This window comes from Blattabacterium cuenoti (assembly GCF_014251655.1).
GTDB classification, from domain to species: Bacteria; Bacteroidota; Bacteroidia; order Flavobacteriales; family Blattabacteriaceae; genus Blattabacterium; species Blattabacterium cuenoti_I.
Genome location: NZ_CP059225.1, coordinates 264329 through 285209 on the forward strand (window position 1 = coordinate 264329; position 20881 = coordinate 285209).

A 20881-nucleotide genomic window follows, 5' to 3' on the forward strand; every position below is an offset into this window, starting at 1 on the left:
ATGAAAAAAAAATTGATAGTAATATTGGGAGGAGGAGAAAGTGGAGTAGGAACGGCTTTGTTGGCTAAAAAAAATGGATTAAAAATATTTTTATCTGATTCTGGAATTATTTCCAATAAATACAAAAAAATTTTAATCAAAAATAAAATTCCTTTTGAAGAAATGGGACATACAGAAGAATTTATTATTAAAAATGCTATAAAAGTAATAAAAAGTCCTGGAATTTATAGAAAAGATTCTTTTATAAAAAAAATTCGTTTTTTAGGAATCCCTATACAATCCGAATTAGAATTCGGAAAACATTATTCAGAGAACTCCTATATCATAGGAGTTACAGGAAGTAACGGAAAAACTACGACCAGTTCTATTATCTATAAAATTCTTAAAAAAGAAGGAATTAATGTAGGAATAGCAGGAAATATTGGATATAGTTTTTCTAAAAAAGTAATAAAAAAAAAAAAATTTATGTATTAGAAGTAAGTAGTTTTCAATTAGATGACTTATCTAATTTTCGTTTTAATATTGCAGTATTATTAAATATTACAAGAGATCATTTAAATAGATACGATGATATTAAAAATTATATTGATTCTAAATTTAGAATAGCAAATTTTCAAAAAAATAAAGATATTTTTATTTATAACTATGATGATCTTATTATAAGAAATGGGTTAAAAAAATATCCAATTTTATCTAATTGTATTCCTTTTTCTATAAAAAAAGAATTACGAATTGGAGCTTACATTAGGAATAATAAAATTTATGTTAGAAATCAAAAACATCAAGAAATATATTTTATCAGTATTAAAGATATTCCTTTAATAGGAGATCATAATCTATATAATATTATGGTTTCATTAATTATTTCCGAAATATTAAATGTAAAAAGAAAATCAATAATTTCTATATTATCAAAATTGAAACCTATAGAACATCGTATGGAGAAAATACAAAATATCAATGGAATTCAGTTTATTAACGATTCTAAAGCTACTAATGTAAACTCCGTTTTTTATGCATTAAAAAGTATGAATTCATCATCTACTACTATATGGATAGTAGGAGGAAAAGACAAAGGAAATGATTATATAGAATTAATGTCTTTGGTAAAAGAAAAAGTGAAGGCTATAATTTGTTTAGGAAAAAACAATAGAAAAATTGTAAATTTTTTTAAGGATATTATTGATATTATTTTGGAAACAAAAAATATGAAAGAAGCGGTTTATATGGCTTATATATTATCTTATCATGGAGATAACATTTTATTCTCTCCTGCCTGTTCTAGCTTTGATCTTTTTAAGGATTATAAAGAAAGAGGAAATAAATTTAAACAAGAAGTAAGAATCCTTTCTTACGAAGAAAAATGACAAAAGTAGATGTTTTTTTGAATAAATATCTAAAAGGAGATAGATATTTATGGGCTTTTATATCTTTACTTGCTATATTTTCTTTTTTGCCGGTATATTCCGCTAGTACAAATTTGGTTAGTACATATGGAGAAACACATACCGTTTTTCGTTATTTATTAAAGCATACTCTTTTTTTATTAGTAGGTTTTTGCATTCTTTTTTTTACTCAATTTATAGACTATAAATATTTTTACCATATATCTATACTTTTGATTCCATTTGTTTTTATTTTATTAGTATTCACTATAAGTCAAGGAAAAAAATTAGATGGAGTCAATGCTTCTCGTTGGTTACACATTCCCATTATCAATGTCTCCTTTCAAACTTCCAGTATAGCTGGATTGGTCCTTTTTATTTATTGTGCTAGATATTTATCTGAAAAAAAGAGAGAACGGATTAATTTTATAAATTCTTTTTTTCCTCTATTATTTCCTATTTTTTTTATTATTGGACTTATTTTTCCTGCTAATGGTTCTACTGCGGCTATTCTTTTTATTTCTGTTTTAATTTTACTTTTTATAGGAGGATATCCATTCACAGGAATAATAGTAGTTTTATTGATGGGGATTTTATTTGCAGGAATATATGTTTTTTCTGTTATAAAATGGGGGTATAAGAACCCTATGCCTATAAATAGAGTTTATACATGGAAAAGTCGTATAGAAAAATTTTTAGATAATGAATCTGAAGAAAGTTATCAAATGAAACAATCTAAAATGGCTATTGTTTTAGGAAATAAATTTGGTCGTGGACCTGGAAAAAGTATTTTAAAAGCTTTTCTTCCACAATCTTCTTCTGATTTTATTTATTCTATTATAATAGAAGAATATGGATCTATTGGAGGAGTTATTCTTTTATTTATTTATTTACTAATTATGCTTAGAATTATGGTTATAGCTACGAAAGTACAGAATTATTTTTGTTCATTATTAGTCCTAGCTGTAGGATTTCCTATTATTAATCAGGCACTTATTAATATGGGGATAGCTGTAGGGTTATTTCCAGTTACAGGACAAACTTTACCACTGATTAGTGCTGGAGGGACTTCTATGTGGGTTACTTTTTTTAGTTTTGGAATCATATTAAGTGTTAGTAGAATGGTATATGAAAATAATAATAACAAAAAAAATATTATAGTTGATCATGAATCATGACCTTTTTTCCCCAAAAATTATTATTGGAAGTGGAGGCACTGGAGGGCATATATATACAGGAATAGCTATTGCAGAAGAGCTTAAAAGAAAAATTCCAAAATCCAATATTTTGTTTATTGGATCTAAACATCATATGGAAATGCAAGAAATTCCTAAGTTTGGATACTCTATTAAAGGAATTTGTATTTCAGGTGGAAAAGATAAATTTTTTTCTATATCAGGTTTCATTTTATTTGTACAATTAATATATAGTTTTTTTTTAGTAAATAAAATTATTAAGAAATTTTCTCCGGATATAGTTGTTGGTACAGGTGGATTTGTCAGCTTTCCTACTTTATATGCTGCAAAAAAAAATAAAATACCTATTCTTATTCAAGAACAGAATTCTTTTCCTGGATTAACCAATAGAATATTTTCTCGTTATGCTAATAAGGTATGTATTGCTTATGATCAAGCAAAAAAATTTTTTCCACCAAAAAAAACTATTACAACTGGAAATCCAGTTAGATATGAAATATTACAAAAATTACCTAGTAAAGAAGAAGCTTGTATTCATTTAGGATTAAAAGTAGATCGACCTATTATTTTATCTATAGGTGGGAGTCAAGGTTCCTATAGTATCAATAATGCTTGGATAAAAGGATTGAAAAAATTAATAGAATTAGATATACAACTTATTTGGCAAATTGGAAAATTTGATATTCATCGAATAAAAAAAAATAAAGGGGCTCATCATTCTAATTTTATTTTAATGGATTTTATTGAAAAAATACCGATGTGTTATTCTGCTGCAGATATTATTATATCTAGAGCTGGAGCTTTAACTATATCGGAAATATGTTTAATAGGAAAACCATATATATTAATTCCTTTTCCTTGGTCTTCTGACGATCATCAAAAGAAAAATGCTAAAATACTAGAAGAAAAAAAAGCCGCTATAATTATTAAAGATGAGGAAGTAGAGTATAAACTAGTTGATTATACTATTCAACTTATGAATGATTCCAATATGAAAAAAAAAATGAGAAAAAACATTTTGCAATTAGGAAAACCGAAGGCAACAAACGATATAGTAAATGAAATTTTACAAATTATTTTATGAATTTAAATCAATTTGATTCTTTTTATTTCATCGGAATTGGAGGAATAGGAATGAGTTCTCTAGCTAGATATTTTCATTCTATTGGAAAGATAGTTTATGGTCATGATCAAAATAGGACTTGTTTAACAAAACAATTAGAAAAAGAAGGAATTTTCATTAATTATCACGATAGTATCGAAAGATTACCAAAATGGATTCTCTCTAAAAGATGTTTAATTGTATATACCCCAGCTATTCCTAATTATCATAAACAATGGACTTTTTTAAAAAAATATGGAAAAAATTTAAAAAAACGTTCTCAAGTATTAGCTCTAATTACAGAAAAAGCAATTTGTATTGCTATAGGGGGAACACATGGAAAAACAACCACTTCCACTTTATTAGGACACATTTTGTATCATGCAGGAGTTTCCTTTACTGCTTTTTTAGGAGGTATATCTGAAAATTATCAATCTAATATCATATTGAATGGAACTAAATTTTTTTTGGTAGAAGCGGACGAATTTGACTATTCTTTCTTATGTTTATCCCCTAATGTTTCGTGTATTACGTCATTAGATCAAGATCATGTTGATATTTATCCAAAAAAAGAAACTTTAAAAAAAGCTTATATAGATTTTTCAAATAGAATTAAAAAACCATATAAAAAAATCTTTCTTTGTAAAGAAGAATCTTTTTTATCAAAAAACGCTATCTATTATTCGATAGAAGGAAAAGCCAATTATTATTCAAATCATCTTTTTATGAAAAAGAATAAATGGTATTTTGATTTTCATACTCCTACAGAAACATGGAAACATTTACCCTTACCTATTCCAGGAAAACATAATTTAAAAAACGTTACAGCAGCACTATCTATATCTGATTATCTAAAAATTAATAAAGAAAAAGCAAGAAAAGCTTTATTTTTATTTAAAGGAATTCAAAGAAGATATTCTATCCATTATCATAAAAAAAAGATATATATAGATGATTATGCCCATCATCCTACAGCAATCAATGCTTTAATTCATACGGTAAGAGTATGTTTTCCAGGTAAAAAAATATTAGGGATCTTTCAACCCCATTTGTTTAGTAGAACTAAATTTTTTGAAGAATCTTTTGCAAGAAGTTTAGAAAAACTTGATAAGTTAATTTTATTAGATATTTATCCATCTAGAGAGTTTTCTATAAATGGAATTAACTCTAATAGTTTATTCAAAAAAATAAAAATGAGTTATAAAAATAAAGAAAGATCAACCATATACAAAGTTTTAGGTAAAATTGAAAAAAAACATTTTGATATTCTTCTTACAATTGGAGCTGGTGATATAGATACTTTAATCATTCCTATAAAAAAATGGTTGTATAAACAATATGGATAAATGAAATGAAAAATAATAAAATACTTTTTATACTTATTTCATTATTATATATAATTTGTATGATATTGCTTTTTTATTTTTCTCAAAAAACACATAATAACAGAATTTTAAAAAATTTTAATATTATTATCGATTCTTTATATAAGGATCATTTTGTGAATGAAAATATTGTTAAAAATATTCTATTTTATAAAACAGAAAAAATTGATAAAAAAATAGGGCAATTATGTATATTAAAAATGGAAAAAAAATTAAATAATTATCCTTTTATTAAAAAATCTGAAGTTTTTTTAAGTGTAGATGGAACCCTTAATATTAAGATTTGGGAAAAAAAACCCATATTAAGAATAAAAAATGGAGATAAAGAATCTTATCTTACTAAAGATGCTGAAAATTTAGAACTTTCTTCTTTTTATTCATCAAAAGTTATTTTAGCAAAAGGATATTTTTCTAAAACAGAAAAAAAAGAACTAGCAAATTTAATACAATTTATAAACTCCGATGAGTTATTGAAAAATCAAATCATTAGTATAAAAAAAAATAATCGAAATTCATTTGTTTTAATTCCAAAAATCGGAAATCATCATATTATATTGGGAAATATCAAGGATTTTAAAAATAAATTAAATAAATTAAAAGCATTTTATAAACAGTACCTAAATAAAATAGATATTAATCAATATCAAACTATTGATTTACAATATAAAAATCAAGTAGTAGCAAAAAAAAGATAAGTCTATGGAATATCAAGATATAGCTATAGGGCTTGACGTGGGGACGACGAAGATTGTAGCTATGGTAGGAAGGAGAAATGAATACAATAAGATAGAGATCTTAGGGATAGGTAGATCTAAAAGTATAGGCGTTCATATAGGAGTTGTAAACAATATAACTCAAACCATTGAAGCGATTCGTGAAGCAGTATCGGAAGCAGAACATAGTTCTGGTTTAAAAATAAAAGAAGTTATTGTTGGAATAGCAGGGCAACACATTAGAAGTCTTCAACATAATGATTATATTAATAGACTAGATTTTGAAAATGTTATCAATCAAAAAGATATACAAAAATTAATAGATCAAGTTCATAAACTGGTAATGTTACCAGGAGAAGAAATCATTCATGTTCTTCCACAAGAATATAAAGTAGATAGTCAATCAGAAATAGGAGAACCCATCGGGATGTATGGAAGTCGTTTAGAAGCAAATTTTCATGTAGTAGTAGGACAAATTTCTTCTATTCGTAATATTGGAAGATGTGTAAAGGCTGCAGGATTGAATTTGTCTGGAATGACTTTAGAACCTTTAGCTTCTGCAGAAGCTGTATTAAGTACAGAAGAAAGAGAAGCTGGGGTCGCTTTAGTGGATATAGGAGGAGGCACTACGGATATTGCTATATTTAAAGATAATATTATTCGTCATACCTCTGTTATCCCTTTTGGAGGAAATGTGATTACTGAAAATATTAAAACAGATTGTTTAATCATAGAACGTCAAGCAGAATTACTAAAGATAAAATTTGGATCTGCATGGCCTGGAGAAAATAAAGAAACAGAAATTGTTTGCATACCTGGGTTAAGAGGTAGAGCCCCTAAAGAAATTTCTTTAAAAGATCTTTCCCAAATTATTCATGGACGAGTATGTGAAATTTTGGAACAAGTCAATGTAGAAATAAAAAATTATGGAAATGAAGAACAAAAGAAAAGACTTATAGCAGGATTAGTTATGACAGGAGGGGGGTCTCAACTAAAACATATTCGTCCTTTAACAGAATACATTACTGGGATGGATGTACGGATAGGGTATTCTAATGAACACATTGCAGGAATGGAAAACGGTATTATAAGTAATCCAGAGTATGCTACCTCTATAGGTTTAGTTATCAAAGGGTTAAGTGATAAAAAAAAACATTTTTGTACTACAGTAGATATGGGACATAAACATGATGAAAATCATACTTCTGAGTTTATTTCTACTAAATTTTATAATCAAAATCGTAGATCAAATTATGATGAAAGCTCGGATCATTCTTTCAAAAAGAAAAAAAATAAAAAAAAATCAAAATCTTTTCTTGAGATTTGGGCAGATAAGTTCCGTCAAATATTGAATGATACAGAATAATAAACAATGAAAAAAGAAGATTTCATACAAAAAAAAGAGAATATTCAGTTTGAAATTACTAAAAATCGTTCAGCTGCAATCAAAGTAATTGGAGTAGGTGGGGGAGGAAGTAATGCTTTAAGTCATATGTTTGAACAAGGAATTACTGGAGTTGATTTTATAGCATGTAATACAGATGCACAAGCGTTAAATAACAATCCAGTTCCTGTTAAAATTCAATTAGGAGCTTCTATCACAGAAGGATTAGGTGCTGGAGCAGATCCAGAAGTAGGAGAAAAGGCAGCGTTAGAAAGTCTAGAAGAAATAAAAAGTATTTTAGATTCTAATACTAAAATGACCTTTATTACAGCAGGAATGGGTGGAGGAACAGGGACAGGAGCTGCTCCGATTATTGCAGGAATTTCTAAAAAAGAAAAAGGAATCCTAACTGTAGGAATCGTTACTATTCCATTTCACTTTGAAGGAAAAATGAGATTACAACAGGCTCAAAAAGGAATCGAAGCATTAAGAAAAAATGTAGATTCTCTTATTGTTATTAATAATGATAAATTGAGAGAACTATATGGAAATCTAGGATTTAAAGCAGGATTTGCTAAAGCAGATGAAGTTTTAACCACTGCAGCTAAGGGTATTGCAGAAGTTATTACTCACCATTATAAACAAAATATAGATTTAAGAGATACTAGGACCGTCCTTAAAGAAAGTGGGACGGCTATTATGGGGTCAGCTATTTCTGTAGGAGAAAATAGAGCGAAAGAAGCGGTTGTACAAGCCTTAGACTCTCCATTATTAAATGATAATAAGATTACAGGTGCCAAAAATGTTCTTTTACTTATTGTTTCAGGAAGAATAGAAATTACTATAGATGAAATAGGGGTTATTAGTGATTATATACAAGCCGAAGCAGGAAACAATGCCAATATTATTATGGGAATAGGAGAAGACGAAAGTTTAGAAGAAAGTATTTCAGTAACTATAGTAGCTACAGGATTCCCTACAGAAGTACAACGATCTATTAATCAAGAAGAAAAAAAAATATTCCATAGGTTGGAAGAACCTTATGCACAAAAATTAAACAAAACAGAAGAAATTCATTCTTATTCTAAGAGAATAGATGATCCTTATTCTTCTACTGAAAAAACTTATTCAATACATTCAGAAAAATATTCTTATAATAATAAGAAGAACAAGGAAAATTTATCATTAAATCAAAAAAACATTTTTAATCAGGCTATTAATTCAAATTCTAATTTTTTTATAGAAAAAAAAAAGAAGAAAAAATATATGTTGGAAGATAATTTTGATCTTCCCATTTCATATAAAAATAATGAAAAAATATTCAAGAAACGTACTCATAAGAAAGAAAATAATCAAAAATAAATAGTAGTAAATTATTAAATGATTTTTAAAAATTTTTTGTACTATGGAATATCCTACTATACCTAAAGGAACCAGAGATTTTTCATTCGTTGAAATGCGTAAACGAAATTATTTAATTCAAACTATTCGAAAACAATTTGAACTATTTGGTTTTTATCCTATAAAAACTCCTTCTTTTGAAAATATTTCTACTTTGATTGGTAAATATGGAAAAGAAGGCGATTATTTAATGTTTAAATTACTTCATTCAGGTCATTTATTAAAAAAAAGAATTTTTGATTTTGTTAAAAAGATTAATAATAATAAAAAAAATATAGATGACGTATCACAATTTTTAATTGAACACATAGCTAACAAAGCCCTTCGATATGATTTAACGGTCCCTTTTGTGCGTTATGTAGTCATGCATAAAAACGAAATTGTTTTTCCTTTTAAAAGATATCAAATTCAGCCAGTATGGCGTGCAGATAAACCTCAAAAAGAAAGATTCAGAGAGTTTTATCAATGTGACGCAGATATCATATCATACTCTTGGTCCTTATGGGAAGAAATAGAATTGATTCAACTTTGTGACGATATTTTTACAAAATTGAATTTACCTATTATTATTTATATAAACCATAGGGATATATTAGGAGGATTAGTTGAAATGTCTGGTATAGAAAATAATTTATGGAAAGATTTTACGATTTCTCTAGATAAATGGAATAAAATTGGACGAGATTTAGTAAAAAAAGAAATGATGCAAAAAGGTATTTCATCTCAATCATTTGAGAAAATAGCATTTTTTTTCGATATGAAAGAAAATTTTTATAAAAAAAAAGAATATTTAACGGAAGCCTTTAGAAATTTGAAACAAGGAAAGAAAGGGATCGAAGCCCTTAGTTTTATTCATAATAATATAAATAACATTTCTTTACAAAACACTCAATTAGAATGGAAAATTTCTTTAGCTAGAGGAATGAACTATTATACAGGCACCATTTTAGAAATTGTACCAAATAGTAGTTCTCATCATTCAATTTCTATTGGAGGAGGAGGAAGATATGATCAATTATCTGATTTATTTGGAATGAAAAATATCTCTGGAGTAGGAGTTTCTTTAGGGTTAGATAGGATTTATTTAGCCATGGATAAAAAAGATTTGTTTCAAACTATTTCTAATTATCCTTCAAAAGTTTTATTTATTAATTTTGGAGATGAAGAAGTTTTGTATGCATATAAAATGATAAAAATTTTTAGAAAAAAAGGTATTTCTACACAATTGTATCCTAATGCAGTGAAAATAGGAAAACAAATGAGATATGCCAATGATAACAATATCCCATTTGCTATTAGTATAGGAAAAAATGAAATCAAGGAAAAAAAAATAAAAGTCAAAGATCTTCAAAAAAGAATAGAAAAAGAATACGATAATATATATGATATCGTAAATCAATTAAAATCGTTATAAAATTTTATTGATCGCTTTTTTTTTCCAAATAAAGTATCCTACTACAGCAAATAATACAAGAATAATAAATAAAAATCCTGTCAATACAAAACCTTTACAAAAATAAATAGGAACAGAAATAATGTTTCCAACCATCCAAAATATCCAATTTTCTACTTTTTTTATAGACATTTGATACATACCAGAAAAGTAAATTCCTGTTGTAAATACATCCATCCAATCATAATGGGTTTGTAACTTTCCATAAAATAAATAAACTACTATACTAAAAATACAGGTGAAAAAAAATAAGATAGAGGTGTAAAAATAATCTTTTTTATTGCAAAAAGTGATAATTTTTTTACCTTCATATTTATCCTCTTTTTTTCCCCACGTATACCATCCATAAAAGCTCATTAACGTATAATACACATTGATAATAAAATCACCGTAAAGATAAGTGATAAAAGTTAAATAACTATATATCATAGTACTTACTATTCCTATTGGATACAACCATATATTATTCTTTTGAGCAAAAAGAACACTACATACTGTAAATATTACAGCTGAAAATTCTAAAATTATATGAAAAACACTGGTATTATAATAGGGATGTAAAAATAGATCTATCCAATCTTTTATCAGATTCATTTCTTTTTTAAGTCTATAATATAAACTAAATAATATTCTTCTATTTTTCTATAAAAAGCATAAAACTTCTTGCTATAATAATTTGTTATAATCCAACATGATATACAACTATCATTTTTAATGCAAAAAGGAGAAACTTTATAATGATTTAAAAAACTATAAAATATTCCACCTTTTAGTTTATACAAACTTTCTTTAATTCCCCATATAATATGTAAATAATCTTTCTCATAATTTTGATTAATAAAAATAGATTCATCATCTCGAATAAATTTTTTTTTGATTTTAATTATTTTATTATCTTTTCGTGATTTTTCAATATCTATTCCTATATGATAAGAGCTTATGGCTATAGCTATTTTTTCAAAGGAATGACTAAAAGATATATTTTTACCACCTAAAGGAAAAAGAAAAGGATTTCTTTTTTCATTATAAAAAACATTCATTTTTATCCCTATATATCTTAGAGCATAACGGATCCCTAAAAATTCTATTTTTCGTTGTTTTGATAGAGATAAGAAAAACATTTTGTCTTTTTTGGAAAGGATTATTTTTTCTAAAAACATAGTTTCTGAAAACTTATTCCAGTTAAAAACTATAACATGTGTATGATTATAAGTGGAAAATAAATTCATTTTGATAATTTTTATTTAAATCTATCCTTTTTTTTGTACTATTGCGAAAAATAGTATTCTATTCATCATGAAAGAAAAAATTGAAAAGGCATTGAAAAATGTTATTATTAATGATAATAATATTATTGAATCTGATTTGGTAAAGAAAATAGATTGGTCCAATAAAAAAATAATTATTTATTTGAGTTTAGATAATCCAACAATGCATTTTAAAAAAAAACTAATAAGAGATATAACCCTTTCTATAAAAAATAAAAATATATTATATCCAATATGTGTAAAAATAGAGGAAGCCAATACAAAAAAAATGAAACCTATTATCAAAAATATAATAGCTGTAGCTTCTGGAAAAGGAGGAGTTGGAAAATCTACAATAGCAACTAATATTGCTGTTTCTTTGGTTCAAATGGGATTTCATGTAGGATTATTAGATGCCGATATTTATGGTCCTTCTATTCCATTAATGTTTGATATTAAAGAAAAAGACATTTCTTCCACTAGAAGTCATCATCCTAATCATAGGATGATAAATCCTATTATTCGTTATGGTGTTAAAATTATATCTATAGGTTTTTTCTCAAAATATGGAGAAGCTATTGTTTGGAGAGGCCCCATGGTAACTAAAGTTTTTAGACAATTTATGCACCAAACCGATTGGGGAGAATTAGATTTTTTAATTGTAGATTTACCACCAGGAACAGGAGATATACACCTATCTCTTTTACAAGAAATTTCATTAAAAGGAATTGTTCTAGTTAGTACATCTCAAAAGATAGCATTATATGACGTGAATAGATCTGTAGGAATGTTTCGTATTGAATCTATTTATGTTCCAATACTTGGAATTATAGAAAATATGTCTTATTTTATTCAAAATGAAAAGAAATATTTTCTTTTTGGAAAAGATGGAGTAAAAAATTTTTCCAAAGAAATGAACCTTTTTTTTATTGGAGAAATTCCTCTGTTACAAAACATACAAGAATATTCAGATCTAGGAATTCCTGTTGTTTTAGAAAACGATTATATTAGAAATATTTTTATAGGAATTACAAAAAATATCATAAATCAATTATCCTAGTTTTTTTTTATCAAAAAATTTTGATAAAATCTTTGATGATTAATATTAGAAGAGATATAGATTTTTCCATTTTTTGAATAAATGATTTCATAAAATTATCGTGAATATTCATTTTTGTATCTTCCATTAGAATAATAGACATGGCAAATACTCTCAAATTCATACATCTAGCTATTATAACATCTTTTACAATATCCATTCCAATACTATCTCCACCCATAGATCGTATCATTGCATATTCCGCATAGGTTTTATAATTTGAATAAGGAAAAGCGACATAGATTCCTTTTTGTATGATAATGTTATGATTCATAGCTATAGTTTCTGCTATTTCTATCATTTTTTTATCATATGGTTCTGTAATATCAAAAAATCTATTTTTTATAAATTTTTTGATGTTAGGATTTTCCGGAAATAAATTGATATGATCTTTCACCAACATAACATCTCCCATTTTATAATTAGGATTCACTCCTCCAGAAATATTAATCAGTATTAATTTATCTATCCCTATATTTTTACATAAAATAATAGTGAAGTTGGACCAGTTTTTTTCTTCATAAAAAGGTTCTATTAAAAATACTACATTTTTACCTTCTACTTGACCAAATAAAAATTTTCCATATAAATTTTTTGTAGAAAAAAGAGGAATTTCTTCATAAGAAATGCATATAGGATTTTGTATTTCCTCTATAAATTTATCAAATAAATTTCCTAATAATAAAATACCAAAATCAGGTTTTTCTTTGATTTTTTTTTGTATATATTGTTTTGATTTTTCTAAAATCATAGTCATTGACATAAATTCAAGTTTTTATCAAATTATATGAAATGGAATATCCCAATAATTTTTTCATTTATTTACTTATCGTATAATATTTACTTCTTTTGATAAAAAAATACCAAATTTTTTGTTGATGCATTTTATTATTTTTTTAGAAAAAGAATATATATCCATTCCACTAGCTTTTCCATAATTGACTAAAATTATAGGTTGTTTTTTGTATGTTCCCACATTTCCAATTTTTTTTCCTTTCCATCCTATATTTTCAATTAATGAGTTAGCAGATAATTTTATTTTATCATTAGAAATATCATACCCCATAATATTGGGATATTTATATTTTATATTTTTAAAATCTAATATTTTTACTATAGGATTCAAAAAAAAACTACCAGCATTTCCAATTTGTTTTGGATTAGGAATTTTTCTACGTCTAATATTAAAAATGGCCTTACTTAAATCATGAATAGTAGGTTTTTTAATATTCATATTTTCTAATTCTTTTTTTATTCCTACATAGGAAGTATTCAATTTATTATATTTTTTTTTTAAAATAAAAGAAACAGATAGAATAAGAAATTTGTTTTTGTAATGATAATGCTTAAAAAACGAATCACGATATTTTAGCTGGCATTCTTCATGTGTAAATTCTATGATTTTTCTATTATTCGTTTCATATGCTTGTACTTTTAGTAAAGTATCTTTTATTTCTACTCCATATGCTCCAATATTTTGAATTGGAGAAGCTCCAACAGTTCCAGGAATCCATGATAAATTTTCTAAACCACTAAATCCTTTTTTAATAGTCCACTTTACAAATTCATTCCAGTTTTCTCCAGCAAAAGCTTGAACAATAACTTGATTATCATCTTCTTTTATTACTTTTTTTCCTTTGATTCCTATTTTCATTACTAATCCAGGATAATAATTTTTCAAAAAAAGAATATTACTACCATTTCCCAAAAAAAGTTTAGGAATAGATGGATACAGATAAAAAATTTTTTTTACTTCTTCTATACTTTTCACTTCTATAAAATAATGAGCATAGACATTTATTCCAAATGTATTTAATTTTTTTAGAGAAAAATTTGTTTTAATAAACATGTAAAAATATTTCATAAATACACAAATACAATTTTGTACGTAAATATTGTAATGATTAAATTTATCTATAAAAATATTATAAAATTGTTATTCTTTATGAAAAGAGGAGGAAGTTTTTTTTTAGGAGTTATTATAGGAACCATGGCTGGTTTAATGGTAGGAATTTTATTATCTTCAAGAAAAGAGGATAAAATAAAAAATATATTAGGAAAAAAAACAGAAGAACTAAGAGATAATTTACAGGAAATTAGTAAAAAAATTGGACAAAAAGTACATAGAATTAAATCAGACTTTGAATCTAGATGGAAATCAAAAAGAAGAATAAAAGATAAAATAAAAGATAAAATGGATCAAGTAGAAGATGAACTAGGAACTTAATAAATTTTTATTTTTTATAGTTATAGATTTATAGGATGTTTTTTATTTTTATTAGAAATTTTATTCATAGAAAATGGGCTATTATTAAGAATAAGATAATGAGAGAATTGATTTACATCATGACAGATATTTTTTTTTATTTTTTTCTATTGATATTTTGCATTATTATTTTTTTTTCATCAAGTCTATCATTATGTTTTTTCCTTTCTTTTTATTTGAAAAATTATGTTTTGGGATTTGGAATTTTAACTATTTTATATTTTTTTATCTTTCTTTTTATATTTCTTTTTTGTAAAAGAATTATAAGATTTTTTATCAGAAATTTATTAAATAAATCCATTCCTAAAATTTTTGATAAAAAAAGGCATTGAGTTCTTTATGGATTATGAAAAAATTAGAAATTATTTATGGGATACATCCATTAATAGAGGCTATTTTAGCTAAAAAATCTATTAGTAAACTTTTTTTTCTAAGAGGATTTAGACAAAGATCTAACGGGTACAAACATTTAATCAATATTTCCAAAAAAGAAAATATTCCTATTCAAATTGTTCCAAAAAACAAATTTTACCAATTAAAAAATAAAAATCATCAAGGAGTTTTCGCTCTACTTTCTCCTATAAAAACTTATCATATAGAAGATTTACTTCCTATATTTTATGAAAAAGGGAAAAATCCAATTTTGATCATTCTAGATCGTATTACGGATATAAGAAACTTTGGATCTATAATACGTACTTCTGCATGTGCAGGAGTAGATGCTATTATTATTCCAAAAAATAATACAGCAATGATTGGATCGGATTCTATAAAAACTTCTTCTGGAGCTTTGTTTCAAGTTCCAATATGTAAAGAAAAAAATATTAAGAATACTATAGAGTTTTTAATGAACTCTGGATTAAAAATAGTATCGGCCACAGAAAAATCTGATACATCTTGGTATGATATTGATTTTTCTGGTCCAATAGCTATAATACTAGGAAATGAAGAAAAAGGAATTTCTTCTAAATATTTAGAAATGTCCTATGAAAAAGCAAAAATTCCAGTAAATATGAAAGGAATTTCTTCTTTAAATGTCTCTGTAGCTTGTGGTATTATTCTATATGAAGTATTTAGACAAAGAAATCAAATATCATTCTAAAACTCACTTGTAAATTGTTTTAAAAAACGTACATCATTATCAAAAAACATACGGATATCTTTTATATTATAAATTATTAGAGACAAACGTTCTATTCCTATTCCAAAAGCAAATCCTGAATAAGTTTCCGAATCAATATCTACGTTTTTTAATACTTTTGGATCTATCATTCCACAACCCATAATTTCTACCCATCCACTATTACAATATAGATCTACTTCCGCACTAGGTTCTGTAAACGGAAAATAAGAAGGACGAAATCTTATTTTTGCTTTTCCAAAAAGAGAAGTCATTAAATAATGAATTACTTGTTTTAAATCGGAAAAAGAAACTTTTTTATCTATATAAAATCCTTCTGCTTGATGAAACATGAAATTTGAATGTGATGAAATAGTTTCATTTCTATATACTTTTCCTATAGATAAAACACGAAAAGGAGGACGATGTTTTTTCATATATCGTATTTGTACAGAAGATGTATGTGTTCGCAACAAAATATCTGGATCCTTGTATAAAAAGAATGTATCCTGCATATCTCTAGATGGATGATCAATAGGAATATTTAAAGCCGTAAAGTTATGCCAATCATCCTCTATTTCACGTCCATCTACATAAGTAAACCCAATTTTCATAAAAATGTCTATCATTCTATTTTTTAGAATAGATATGGGATGAAAAGATCCTATTTCTATTGATTTTCCAGGAATAGTGGGATCGTATTTTTGTATTTTTTCGTTTATAATCTCATTCTGAGATAGAAAAATACTTATTTTTTTTTGAACTTCTTTTTTTAATTCATTAATAATTTTTCCATAAATTTTTCTTTTATGAATAGAAACTTTTTTTAATTCTTTCAAAAAAATGGTTATAATTCCCTTTTTTTTTCCTAAAAATTTAATTCTGAATGTTTCTGAGTCATGATATGTTTTAATAGAAAAACACTTTATTTCTTCTTTTATTTTATTTATTTTTTTATCCATATTTATTCAATAATATTTTCTTCACACATATAACGAATAATTGCTTTTTTTAATAAGAACAATTGTTCTTCCTTATTAAAAGGAATCTGTGTTTTTAGTGTATAGTGGGGCCATCCATCCTTATCTCTTCCAATAAATAAATAATAACCAAAAGGTTCCAGAATTCTACATATTGCAATATGCAAAATATTAATTTTATCATCTCTATTTAAAAATTTATTTTTACCTTTTCCAAGTTCTTGGATTCCTATTAAAAAAATAATTCCAATAATATCAACTTTCCCTTCTATGGAAAAATGATTTCGTATATATAATATGATTTTATTCCAATTATTGATATGATGATGCATGATATAAATTTTTTTAATGTGTTTAACATATTAGATATAATTATTATCATTATAGTTTTATATGGAGGATATCATGGGTATAAAAAAGGATTAGTCTCTCAATGTTTTGTATTTATGATATTTTTTATCCTTATTTATAAAGGAACTTATATATTCAATTATGTAACAGAAATATTAAAAAAAATAGAAAATAAGGAATCTGATTTTTTGATAATTTATTCTATCACAATTTCATTATGTTCTATAATTTTTTCAGCTTTTCTAACTAAAAAAATAATAAAGTTTATAATGTTGATTACATGGATGACCCCAATGGATAGATTAATTGGGGCGATATTAGGTATGATAAAATATTTTTTTTATATATCAATATGTCTTTTTTTATTAAAAGAGACAAATAAAAAAATAAGTATAGTTCCTTATAATTTTTTTCAAAATTCTTTTGAAAAAGAATTTCAATTTTTTTTCTATAAAAAAGGATATTTATTTAATAAATTGAAAGAATTATATTTTTATTTTAAAATAAATGTATGAATTTTAAAAAAAAAATTTTTTCAATATTATCTAAAAAAGAATTTGAAGATTTAACATTAGATATATTTCATTATCAAGTTCATCATAATAATATTTACAGAAATTATCTTCAATATTTAAAAGTAAATCCATTAGAAATAAAAAACATTTCTGAAATTCCTTTTTTACCTATATCTTTTTTTAAAACTCATCGTATTTGGAGTAATAGTAGGAAGACTTCCCCAGATATTGTTTTCAGTAGCAGCGGAACTACAGGGATAAAAAGTACACATTATATAGCAGATTTAAGCATTTACATTAATAGCATTAAAAATGGATTTGAATTTTTTTACGGTCCAATAAAAAATTTTAAGTTTTTAGGATTTTTTCCTTCTGATAGAAGGAAAGATTCTTCTTTAATTTATATGGCTAAATATTTGATACAAGAAACCCATAAAAATGGAAGTTTTTTCGTTCCTTATCAAAAAAAAAGACGGTTAATTTATGAAAAAAATGAGGATAATATTTTTATTTTTGGACTTAGTTTTTCTTTATTAGATTTTATACATAATATGGAAAAAATGGAAAATAAAGAAATCATAATTATGGAAACTGGAGGAATGAAAGGAAAAAGAAAAGAGATAATTAGAGAAGAATTGCATGATTTTTTAAAAAATGCTTTTTATGTAAAGGAAATACACTCGGAATATGGAATGACAGAATTGCTTTCTCAAGCATATGCAAAAAAAAATGGAATTTTCCGATGTCCTCCTTGGATGAAAATATATATCCGAGACCCGGAAGATCCTTTTATTCACATAAAAAATAATAAAATAGGAGGGATTGATATTATCGATTTATCAAATTACTTATCATGTCCTTTTATTTCTACCGAAGATTTAGGAAAAAAAATCAATGATGAGGAATTTCAAGTATTAGGAAGAACGGATTTTTCAGATATTAGAGGATGTAGCCTCATGTTAAATTAAAAAAAATAACTAACAAGCTAGAAAAGCTGCTCCTTTTTTGGATGATGATAGAGGTATATCATGATATAATAGAATAATATCTTCTATACTTTCTGTTATTTTTTTTGATTGTAAAAGAAGATCTAACATTAAAAATGTATTTTTTGTTCCATATTTTTGATGAATGATCCCCATTACCTGTTGATTTATTTGTTCTTCTATTTTTTGTATAATTTTATTTTGAATGGGATAGGAGAGTTGAATCTTATTACAATTTTTATCTATTGTTATTTGTTTGATAATCTTGAAATGTTCAATCATAAGATGTTCAAGTATTATTAGATTTTTTTTCTGTTGATATTTTAAAGGTTTATGGCTATTAATTACATGAAATAAAGTGTGATTAGTGATAATGTCGGAGGACTCAATAATCTCTCTTGTTTTGTTGTATATATGTAGATAAAGTATTCCAGAAATAGGTTTTTCATTATTTTTTGTTTTTCTAATAACTTGAATTAAAGAATTATGCATAATTCTTGTAAAATTTTTTTCTACTAATAAAAAATTATTTCGGCTATCTTGAAGAGTTTTTAAATTTTCTTTAGTAATTCCTTCTATACTATTTTTATAAATATTCTCTATGTATTCAAGTATAGGTTGTAGAATATCAAAGGTGGTGTTTAAAGTATTTTCTAAAGTAAGGGTTACTATTCCAATAAACGGTTTATTTTCTTCTTTTTTTTGTGTTTTATGATAGTTTTTATAACTTTTGTAAAAAACAAATAATATTAAAAAAATGAGAGAGGATAAAGCCCATTCTCTAAAAAAATATAAAAAAGAAGCCGTCACTCCTGCCATAGTAAAAGCTATTAATCCTGTAAGAAACCATCCTCTTATCACTTTTAATACACCGGAGACTCTATAAACAGCACTTTCTCTATCCCAAGCTCTATCTGAAAGAGAGGTTCCCATAGAGACCATAAAAGTGACAAAAGTGGTAGATAGTGGTAATTTTTGAACCGTAGCTATAGATATCAATATGCTAGATATGGTTAAATTAGCAGAAGCTCTAACTAGATCAAAAGCAACGTTTTCTTTGGATTTGTTTCTCTTAAAATTTTTTTCTATTTGAACCAAAAATCTTTTAGGTAATAATTTAAAAAAATGATTTCCTAAATATAAAAAAAATCGTACAATACCTCTAGAAAAAGAATTAGATAAAAATTTTTCTGGTCCTTCATTTTGTCTACTTAAATTAATTTCTGTACTGGTGATATTTTTTGTTTTTTTAGAAAACCAAAGAGTGAATATCATAATCATCCCTGAAAAAATCAAAAATAAAGATGGAACTTCTACGTTATCAGATAGATTTTTCATATTAAATGTTTCAGCTGGGGGGCTTCCAGCCTTTTTCCATATATGATAAGACTGGATTCCAGCTATAGGAATCCCTATAAAGTTTACTAAATCATTTCCTGCAAAAGCCATAGCTAAAGAAAAAGTTCCATATAAAACAATAAATTTTAATATATTATATCCTAAAGAAACCAATATTTTTGCTATAATAGCCCATGTTGAAAATAATAGTATTAAAAAAACAAAAAAATTATGGTGAATCCATTTAATAAAATGTTGAATGAATAAGGAAAATCCTATATGATTATCCTCATTAATAGTACTATGTAATCCTCTTACAAGGAGAAAATAAGTCATACAACTTAAAGAAATGGAAGCCCATATCACTCCAACATCTTTTAATCTTTTCTCATATTCAAAACTGAAAAAATAACGAATAAAATAATGAATAAAAGCTCCTGAAATAAAAGAAATTACAATAGATAAAAAAATACCTATACTAATAATGAATGTTTTTTCTGCTTTAATGTACAAAGTTAAATGATGAAAAGGTTCATTATTTAATGGAGAAGTCATCTTGATCATCGCTATACTAAAAGCCCCACCCAATAAACAAAAAACCATAGATACCGTTGTGGAAGTAGGTAGTCCTAAAGTGTTAAAAATATCCAGTAAAATTATATCGGATATCATAACTGCTAAGAAAATAAAGATAGTATCTGAAAAATAAAAATAGGAAGGGTCAAAAACACCTTTTCTTGCTACTTCCATCATTCCACTAGATAAAAAAGCTCCTAATAAAATACCTAAACTAGCAAAAAACATGATAGTTTTTCTAGAAGCGACTTTAGATCCAATAGCAGAATTCAGAAAATTAACGGCATCATTAATTAACCCAACAATAAGATCAAATATAGATAATAAAAAAAGAAACACTACAATTGATGGATAAAAAAATTTCATAATAATTGAAAATAATTT

The 20881-nt window shown here is 25.3% G+C and carries 19 protein-coding genes and 1 pseudogene; 13 read left to right on the forward strand and 7 right to left on the reverse strand.

Features of this window, described 5'->3' with window-relative positions; translation table 11 throughout:
* From murD to hisS, 8 genes and pseudogenes are all read left to right on the forward strand, one after another.
* Nucleotides 1-1367, forward strand: a pseudogene (murD, locus tag H0H63_RS01260) (UDP-N-acetylmuramoyl-L-alanine--D-glutamate ligase).
* The gene (locus H0H63_RS01265) at nucleotides 1364-2563 is read left to right on the forward strand and encodes an FtsW/RodA/SpoVE family cell cycle protein (RefSeq protein ID WP_185858742.1); all 1200 of its coding nucleotides are present in this window, start codon (nucleotides 1364-1366) and stop codon (nucleotides 2561-2563) included. The pseudogene murD and the gene H0H63_RS01265 overlap by 4 nt, the downstream one beginning before the upstream one ends.
* On the forward strand, nucleotides 2553-3665 hold the full coding sequence (gene murG / locus H0H63_RS01270) for an undecaprenyldiphospho-muramoylpentapeptide beta-N-acetylglucosaminyltransferase (protein ID WP_185858743.1): 1113 nt from the start codon (nucleotides 2553-2555) through the stop codon (nucleotides 3663-3665). Before H0H63_RS01265 ends, murG begins: the two co-directional genes overlap by 11 nt.
* Nucleotides 3662-5029 carry a UDP-N-acetylmuramate--L-alanine ligase gene (locus H0H63_RS01275; RefSeq protein WP_185858744.1) on the forward strand — a complete coding sequence of 456 codons (1368 nt, stop codon included), beginning with the start codon at nucleotides 3662-3664 and terminating at the stop codon, nucleotides 5027-5029. Before murG ends, H0H63_RS01275 begins: the two co-directional genes overlap by 4 nt.
* 59 nt (nucleotides 5030-5088) lie before the next feature.
* Nucleotides 5089-5763 carry a cell division protein FtsQ/DivIB gene (locus H0H63_RS01280; protein ID WP_238784419.1) on the forward strand — a complete coding sequence of 225 codons (675 nt, stop codon included), beginning with the start codon at nucleotides 5089-5091 and terminating at the stop codon, nucleotides 5761-5763.
* Between the two features lie 4 nt (nucleotides 5764-5767).
* Complete coding sequence (gene ftsA / locus H0H63_RS01285; protein WP_185858746.1) at nucleotides 5768-7147, forward strand: cell division protein FtsA; 1380 nt, start codon at nucleotides 5768-5770, stop codon at nucleotides 7145-7147.
* A gap of 6 nt (nucleotides 7148-7153) precedes the next feature.
* Entirely contained in the window at nucleotides 7154-8527 is a 1374-nt protein-coding gene (gene ftsZ, locus H0H63_RS01290) for a cell division protein FtsZ (RefSeq protein ID WP_185858747.1), read from the forward strand.
* 43 nt (nucleotides 8528-8570) lie between these two features.
* Nucleotides 8571-9980: a histidine--tRNA ligase gene (hisS, locus tag H0H63_RS01295; protein WP_185858748.1), complete on the forward strand. Its 1410-nt coding sequence runs from the start codon at nucleotides 8571-8573 to the stop codon at nucleotides 9978-9980.
* On the opposite strand, the gene pnuC is transcribed toward hisS, so the two are convergent.
* Nucleotides 9975-10613, reverse strand: a complete 639-nt coding sequence (gene pnuC / locus H0H63_RS01300; protein ID WP_317168048.1) for a nicotinamide riboside transporter PnuC — start codon at nucleotides 10611-10613, stop codon at nucleotides 9975-9977. The genes hisS and pnuC overlap by 6 nt on opposite strands.
* On the reverse strand, nucleotides 10610-11248 hold the full coding sequence (locus H0H63_RS01305; RefSeq protein ID WP_185858749.1) for a 4'-phosphopantetheinyl transferase family protein: 639 nt from the start codon (nucleotides 11246-11248) through the stop codon (nucleotides 10610-10612). Before H0H63_RS01305 ends, pnuC begins: the two co-directional genes overlap by 4 nt.
* Before the next feature lie 67 nt (nucleotides 11249-11315).
* Here H0H63_RS01305 and H0H63_RS01310 point away from each other — a divergent pair, with 67 nt between their 5' ends.
* Nucleotides 11316-12326, forward strand: a complete 1011-nt coding sequence (locus tag H0H63_RS01310) for an Mrp/NBP35 family ATP-binding protein (protein WP_185858750.1) — start codon at nucleotides 11316-11318, stop codon at nucleotides 12324-12326.
* A gap of 10 nt (nucleotides 12327-12336) precedes the next feature.
* On the opposite strand, the gene H0H63_RS01315 is transcribed toward H0H63_RS01310, so the two are convergent.
* Nucleotides 12337-13128 (reverse strand): purine-nucleoside phosphorylase, encoded by a 792-nt coding sequence (locus H0H63_RS01315; protein ID WP_238784420.1) that lies wholly within the window; start codon nucleotides 13126-13128, stop codon nucleotides 12337-12339.
* A gap of 63 nt (nucleotides 13129-13191) precedes the next feature.
* Nucleotides 13192-14229 carry a UDP-N-acetylmuramate dehydrogenase gene (murB, locus tag H0H63_RS01320; protein WP_238784421.1) on the reverse strand — a complete coding sequence of 346 codons (1038 nt, stop codon included), beginning with the start codon at nucleotides 14227-14229 and terminating at the stop codon, nucleotides 13192-13194.
* 36 nt (nucleotides 14230-14265) lie between these two features.
* Here murB and H0H63_RS01325 point away from each other — a divergent pair, with 36 nt between their 5' ends.
* Nucleotides 14266-14592: a YtxH domain-containing protein gene (locus H0H63_RS01325; RefSeq protein WP_238784422.1), complete on the forward strand. Its 327-nt coding sequence runs from the start codon at nucleotides 14266-14268 to the stop codon at nucleotides 14590-14592.
* Between the two features lie 385 nt (nucleotides 14593-14977).
* Nucleotides 14978-15733, forward strand: a complete 756-nt coding sequence (gene rlmB, locus H0H63_RS01330; RefSeq protein ID WP_185858753.1) for a 23S rRNA (guanosine(2251)-2'-O)-methyltransferase RlmB — start codon at nucleotides 14978-14980, stop codon at nucleotides 15731-15733.
* Here the strand turns inward: rlmB and pheS are convergent.
* Both pheS and H0H63_RS01340 read right to left on the reverse strand, forming a co-directional pair.
* Nucleotides 15730-16713, reverse strand: a complete 984-nt coding sequence (pheS, locus tag H0H63_RS01335) for a phenylalanine--tRNA ligase subunit alpha (protein ID WP_185858754.1) — start codon at nucleotides 16711-16713, stop codon at nucleotides 15730-15732. The genes rlmB and pheS overlap by 4 nt on opposite strands.
* 2 nt (nucleotides 16714-16715) lie before the next feature.
* Nucleotides 16716-17063 (reverse strand): hypothetical protein, encoded by a 348-nt coding sequence (locus tag H0H63_RS01340; RefSeq protein WP_238784423.1) that lies wholly within the window; start codon nucleotides 17061-17063, stop codon nucleotides 16716-16718.
* On the opposite strand from H0H63_RS01340, the gene H0H63_RS01345 reads away from it, so the two are divergent.
* Both H0H63_RS01345 and H0H63_RS01350 read left to right on the forward strand, forming a co-directional pair.
* Complete coding sequence (locus H0H63_RS01345; RefSeq protein ID WP_238784424.1) at nucleotides 17055-17597, forward strand: CvpA family protein; 543 nt, start codon at nucleotides 17055-17057, stop codon at nucleotides 17595-17597. The two genes, H0H63_RS01340 and H0H63_RS01345, sit on opposite strands and share 9 nt — an antisense overlap.
* Nucleotides 17594-18565: a LuxE/PaaK family acyltransferase gene (locus tag H0H63_RS01350; RefSeq protein ID WP_185858755.1), complete on the forward strand. Its 972-nt coding sequence runs from the start codon at nucleotides 17594-17596 to the stop codon at nucleotides 18563-18565. Before H0H63_RS01345 ends, H0H63_RS01350 begins: the two co-directional genes overlap by 4 nt.
* 9 nt (nucleotides 18566-18574) lie before the next feature.
* Here the strand turns inward: H0H63_RS01350 and H0H63_RS01355 are convergent, their stop codons facing one another.
* Nucleotides 18575-20863 (reverse strand): inorganic phosphate transporter, encoded by a 2289-nt coding sequence (locus H0H63_RS01355; protein ID WP_185858756.1) that lies wholly within the window; start codon nucleotides 20861-20863, stop codon nucleotides 18575-18577.
* Between the last annotated feature and the right edge of the window lie 18 nt (nucleotides 20864-20881).

Excerpts from the sequence above, each read along its gene's own strand:
- H0H63_RS01315 (WP_238784420.1), bottom strand. The coding sequence starts at position 13,128 with ATGTCAATGACTATGATTTTAGAAAAATCAAAACAATATATACAAAAA.
- H0H63_RS01310 (WP_185858750.1), top strand. The coding sequence starts at position 11,316 with ATGAAAGAAAAAATTGAAAAGGCATTGAAAAATGTTATTATTAATGAT.
- hisS (WP_185858748.1), top strand. The coding sequence starts at position 8,571 with ATGGAATATCCTACTATACCTAAAGGAACCAGAGATTTTTCATTCGTT.
- ftsZ (WP_185858747.1), top strand. The coding sequence starts at position 7,154 with ATGAAAAAAGAAGATTTCATACAAAAAAAAGAGAATATTCAGTTTGAA.
- ftsA (WP_185858746.1), top strand. The coding sequence starts at position 5,768 with ATGGAATATCAAGATATAGCTATAGGGCTTGACGTGGGGACGACGAAG.
- murG (WP_185858743.1), top strand. The coding sequence starts at position 2,553 with ATGAATCATGACCTTTTTTCCCCAAAAATTATTATTGGAAGTGGAGGC.
- pnuC (WP_317168048.1), bottom strand. The coding sequence starts at position 10,613 with ATGAATCTGATAAAAGATTGGATAGATCTATTTTTACATCCCTATTAT.
- rlmB (WP_185858753.1), top strand. The coding sequence starts at position 14,978 with ATGAAAAAATTAGAAATTATTTATGGGATACATCCATTAATAGAGGCT.
- H0H63_RS01325 (WP_238784422.1), top strand. The coding sequence starts at position 14,266 with ATGATTAAATTTATCTATAAAAATATTATAAAATTGTTATTCTTTATG.
- H0H63_RS01275 (WP_185858744.1), top strand. The coding sequence starts at position 3,662 with ATGAATTTAAATCAATTTGATTCTTTTTATTTCATCGGAATTGGAGGA.
- pheS (WP_185858754.1), bottom strand. The coding sequence starts at position 16,713 with ATGGATAAAAAAATAAATAAAATAAAAGAAGAAATAAAGTGTTTTTCT.
- H0H63_RS01280 (WP_238784419.1), top strand. The coding sequence starts at position 5,089 with ATGATATTGCTTTTTTATTTTTCTCAAAAAACACATAATAACAGAATT.
- H0H63_RS01265 (WP_185858742.1), top strand. The coding sequence starts at position 1,364 with ATGACAAAAGTAGATGTTTTTTTGAATAAATATCTAAAAGGAGATAGA.
- H0H63_RS01350 (WP_185858755.1), top strand. The coding sequence starts at position 17,594 with ATGAATTTTAAAAAAAAAATTTTTTCAATATTATCTAAAAAAGAATTT.
- H0H63_RS01355 (WP_185858756.1), bottom strand. The coding sequence starts at position 20,863 with ATGAAATTTTTTTATCCATCAATTGTAGTGTTTCTTTTTTTATTATCT.
- H0H63_RS01340 (WP_238784423.1), bottom strand. The coding sequence starts at position 17,063 with ATGCATCATCATATCAATAATTGGAATAAAATCATATTATATATACGA.
- H0H63_RS01345 (WP_238784424.1), top strand. The coding sequence starts at position 17,055 with ATGATGCATGATATAAATTTTTTTAATGTGTTTAACATATTAGATATA.
- murB (WP_238784421.1), bottom strand. The coding sequence starts at position 14,229 with ATGAAATATTTTTACATGTTTATTAAAACAAATTTTTCTCTAAAAAAA.
- H0H63_RS01305 (WP_185858749.1), bottom strand. The coding sequence starts at position 11,248 with ATGAATTTATTTTCCACTTATAATCATACACATGTTATAGTTTTTAAC.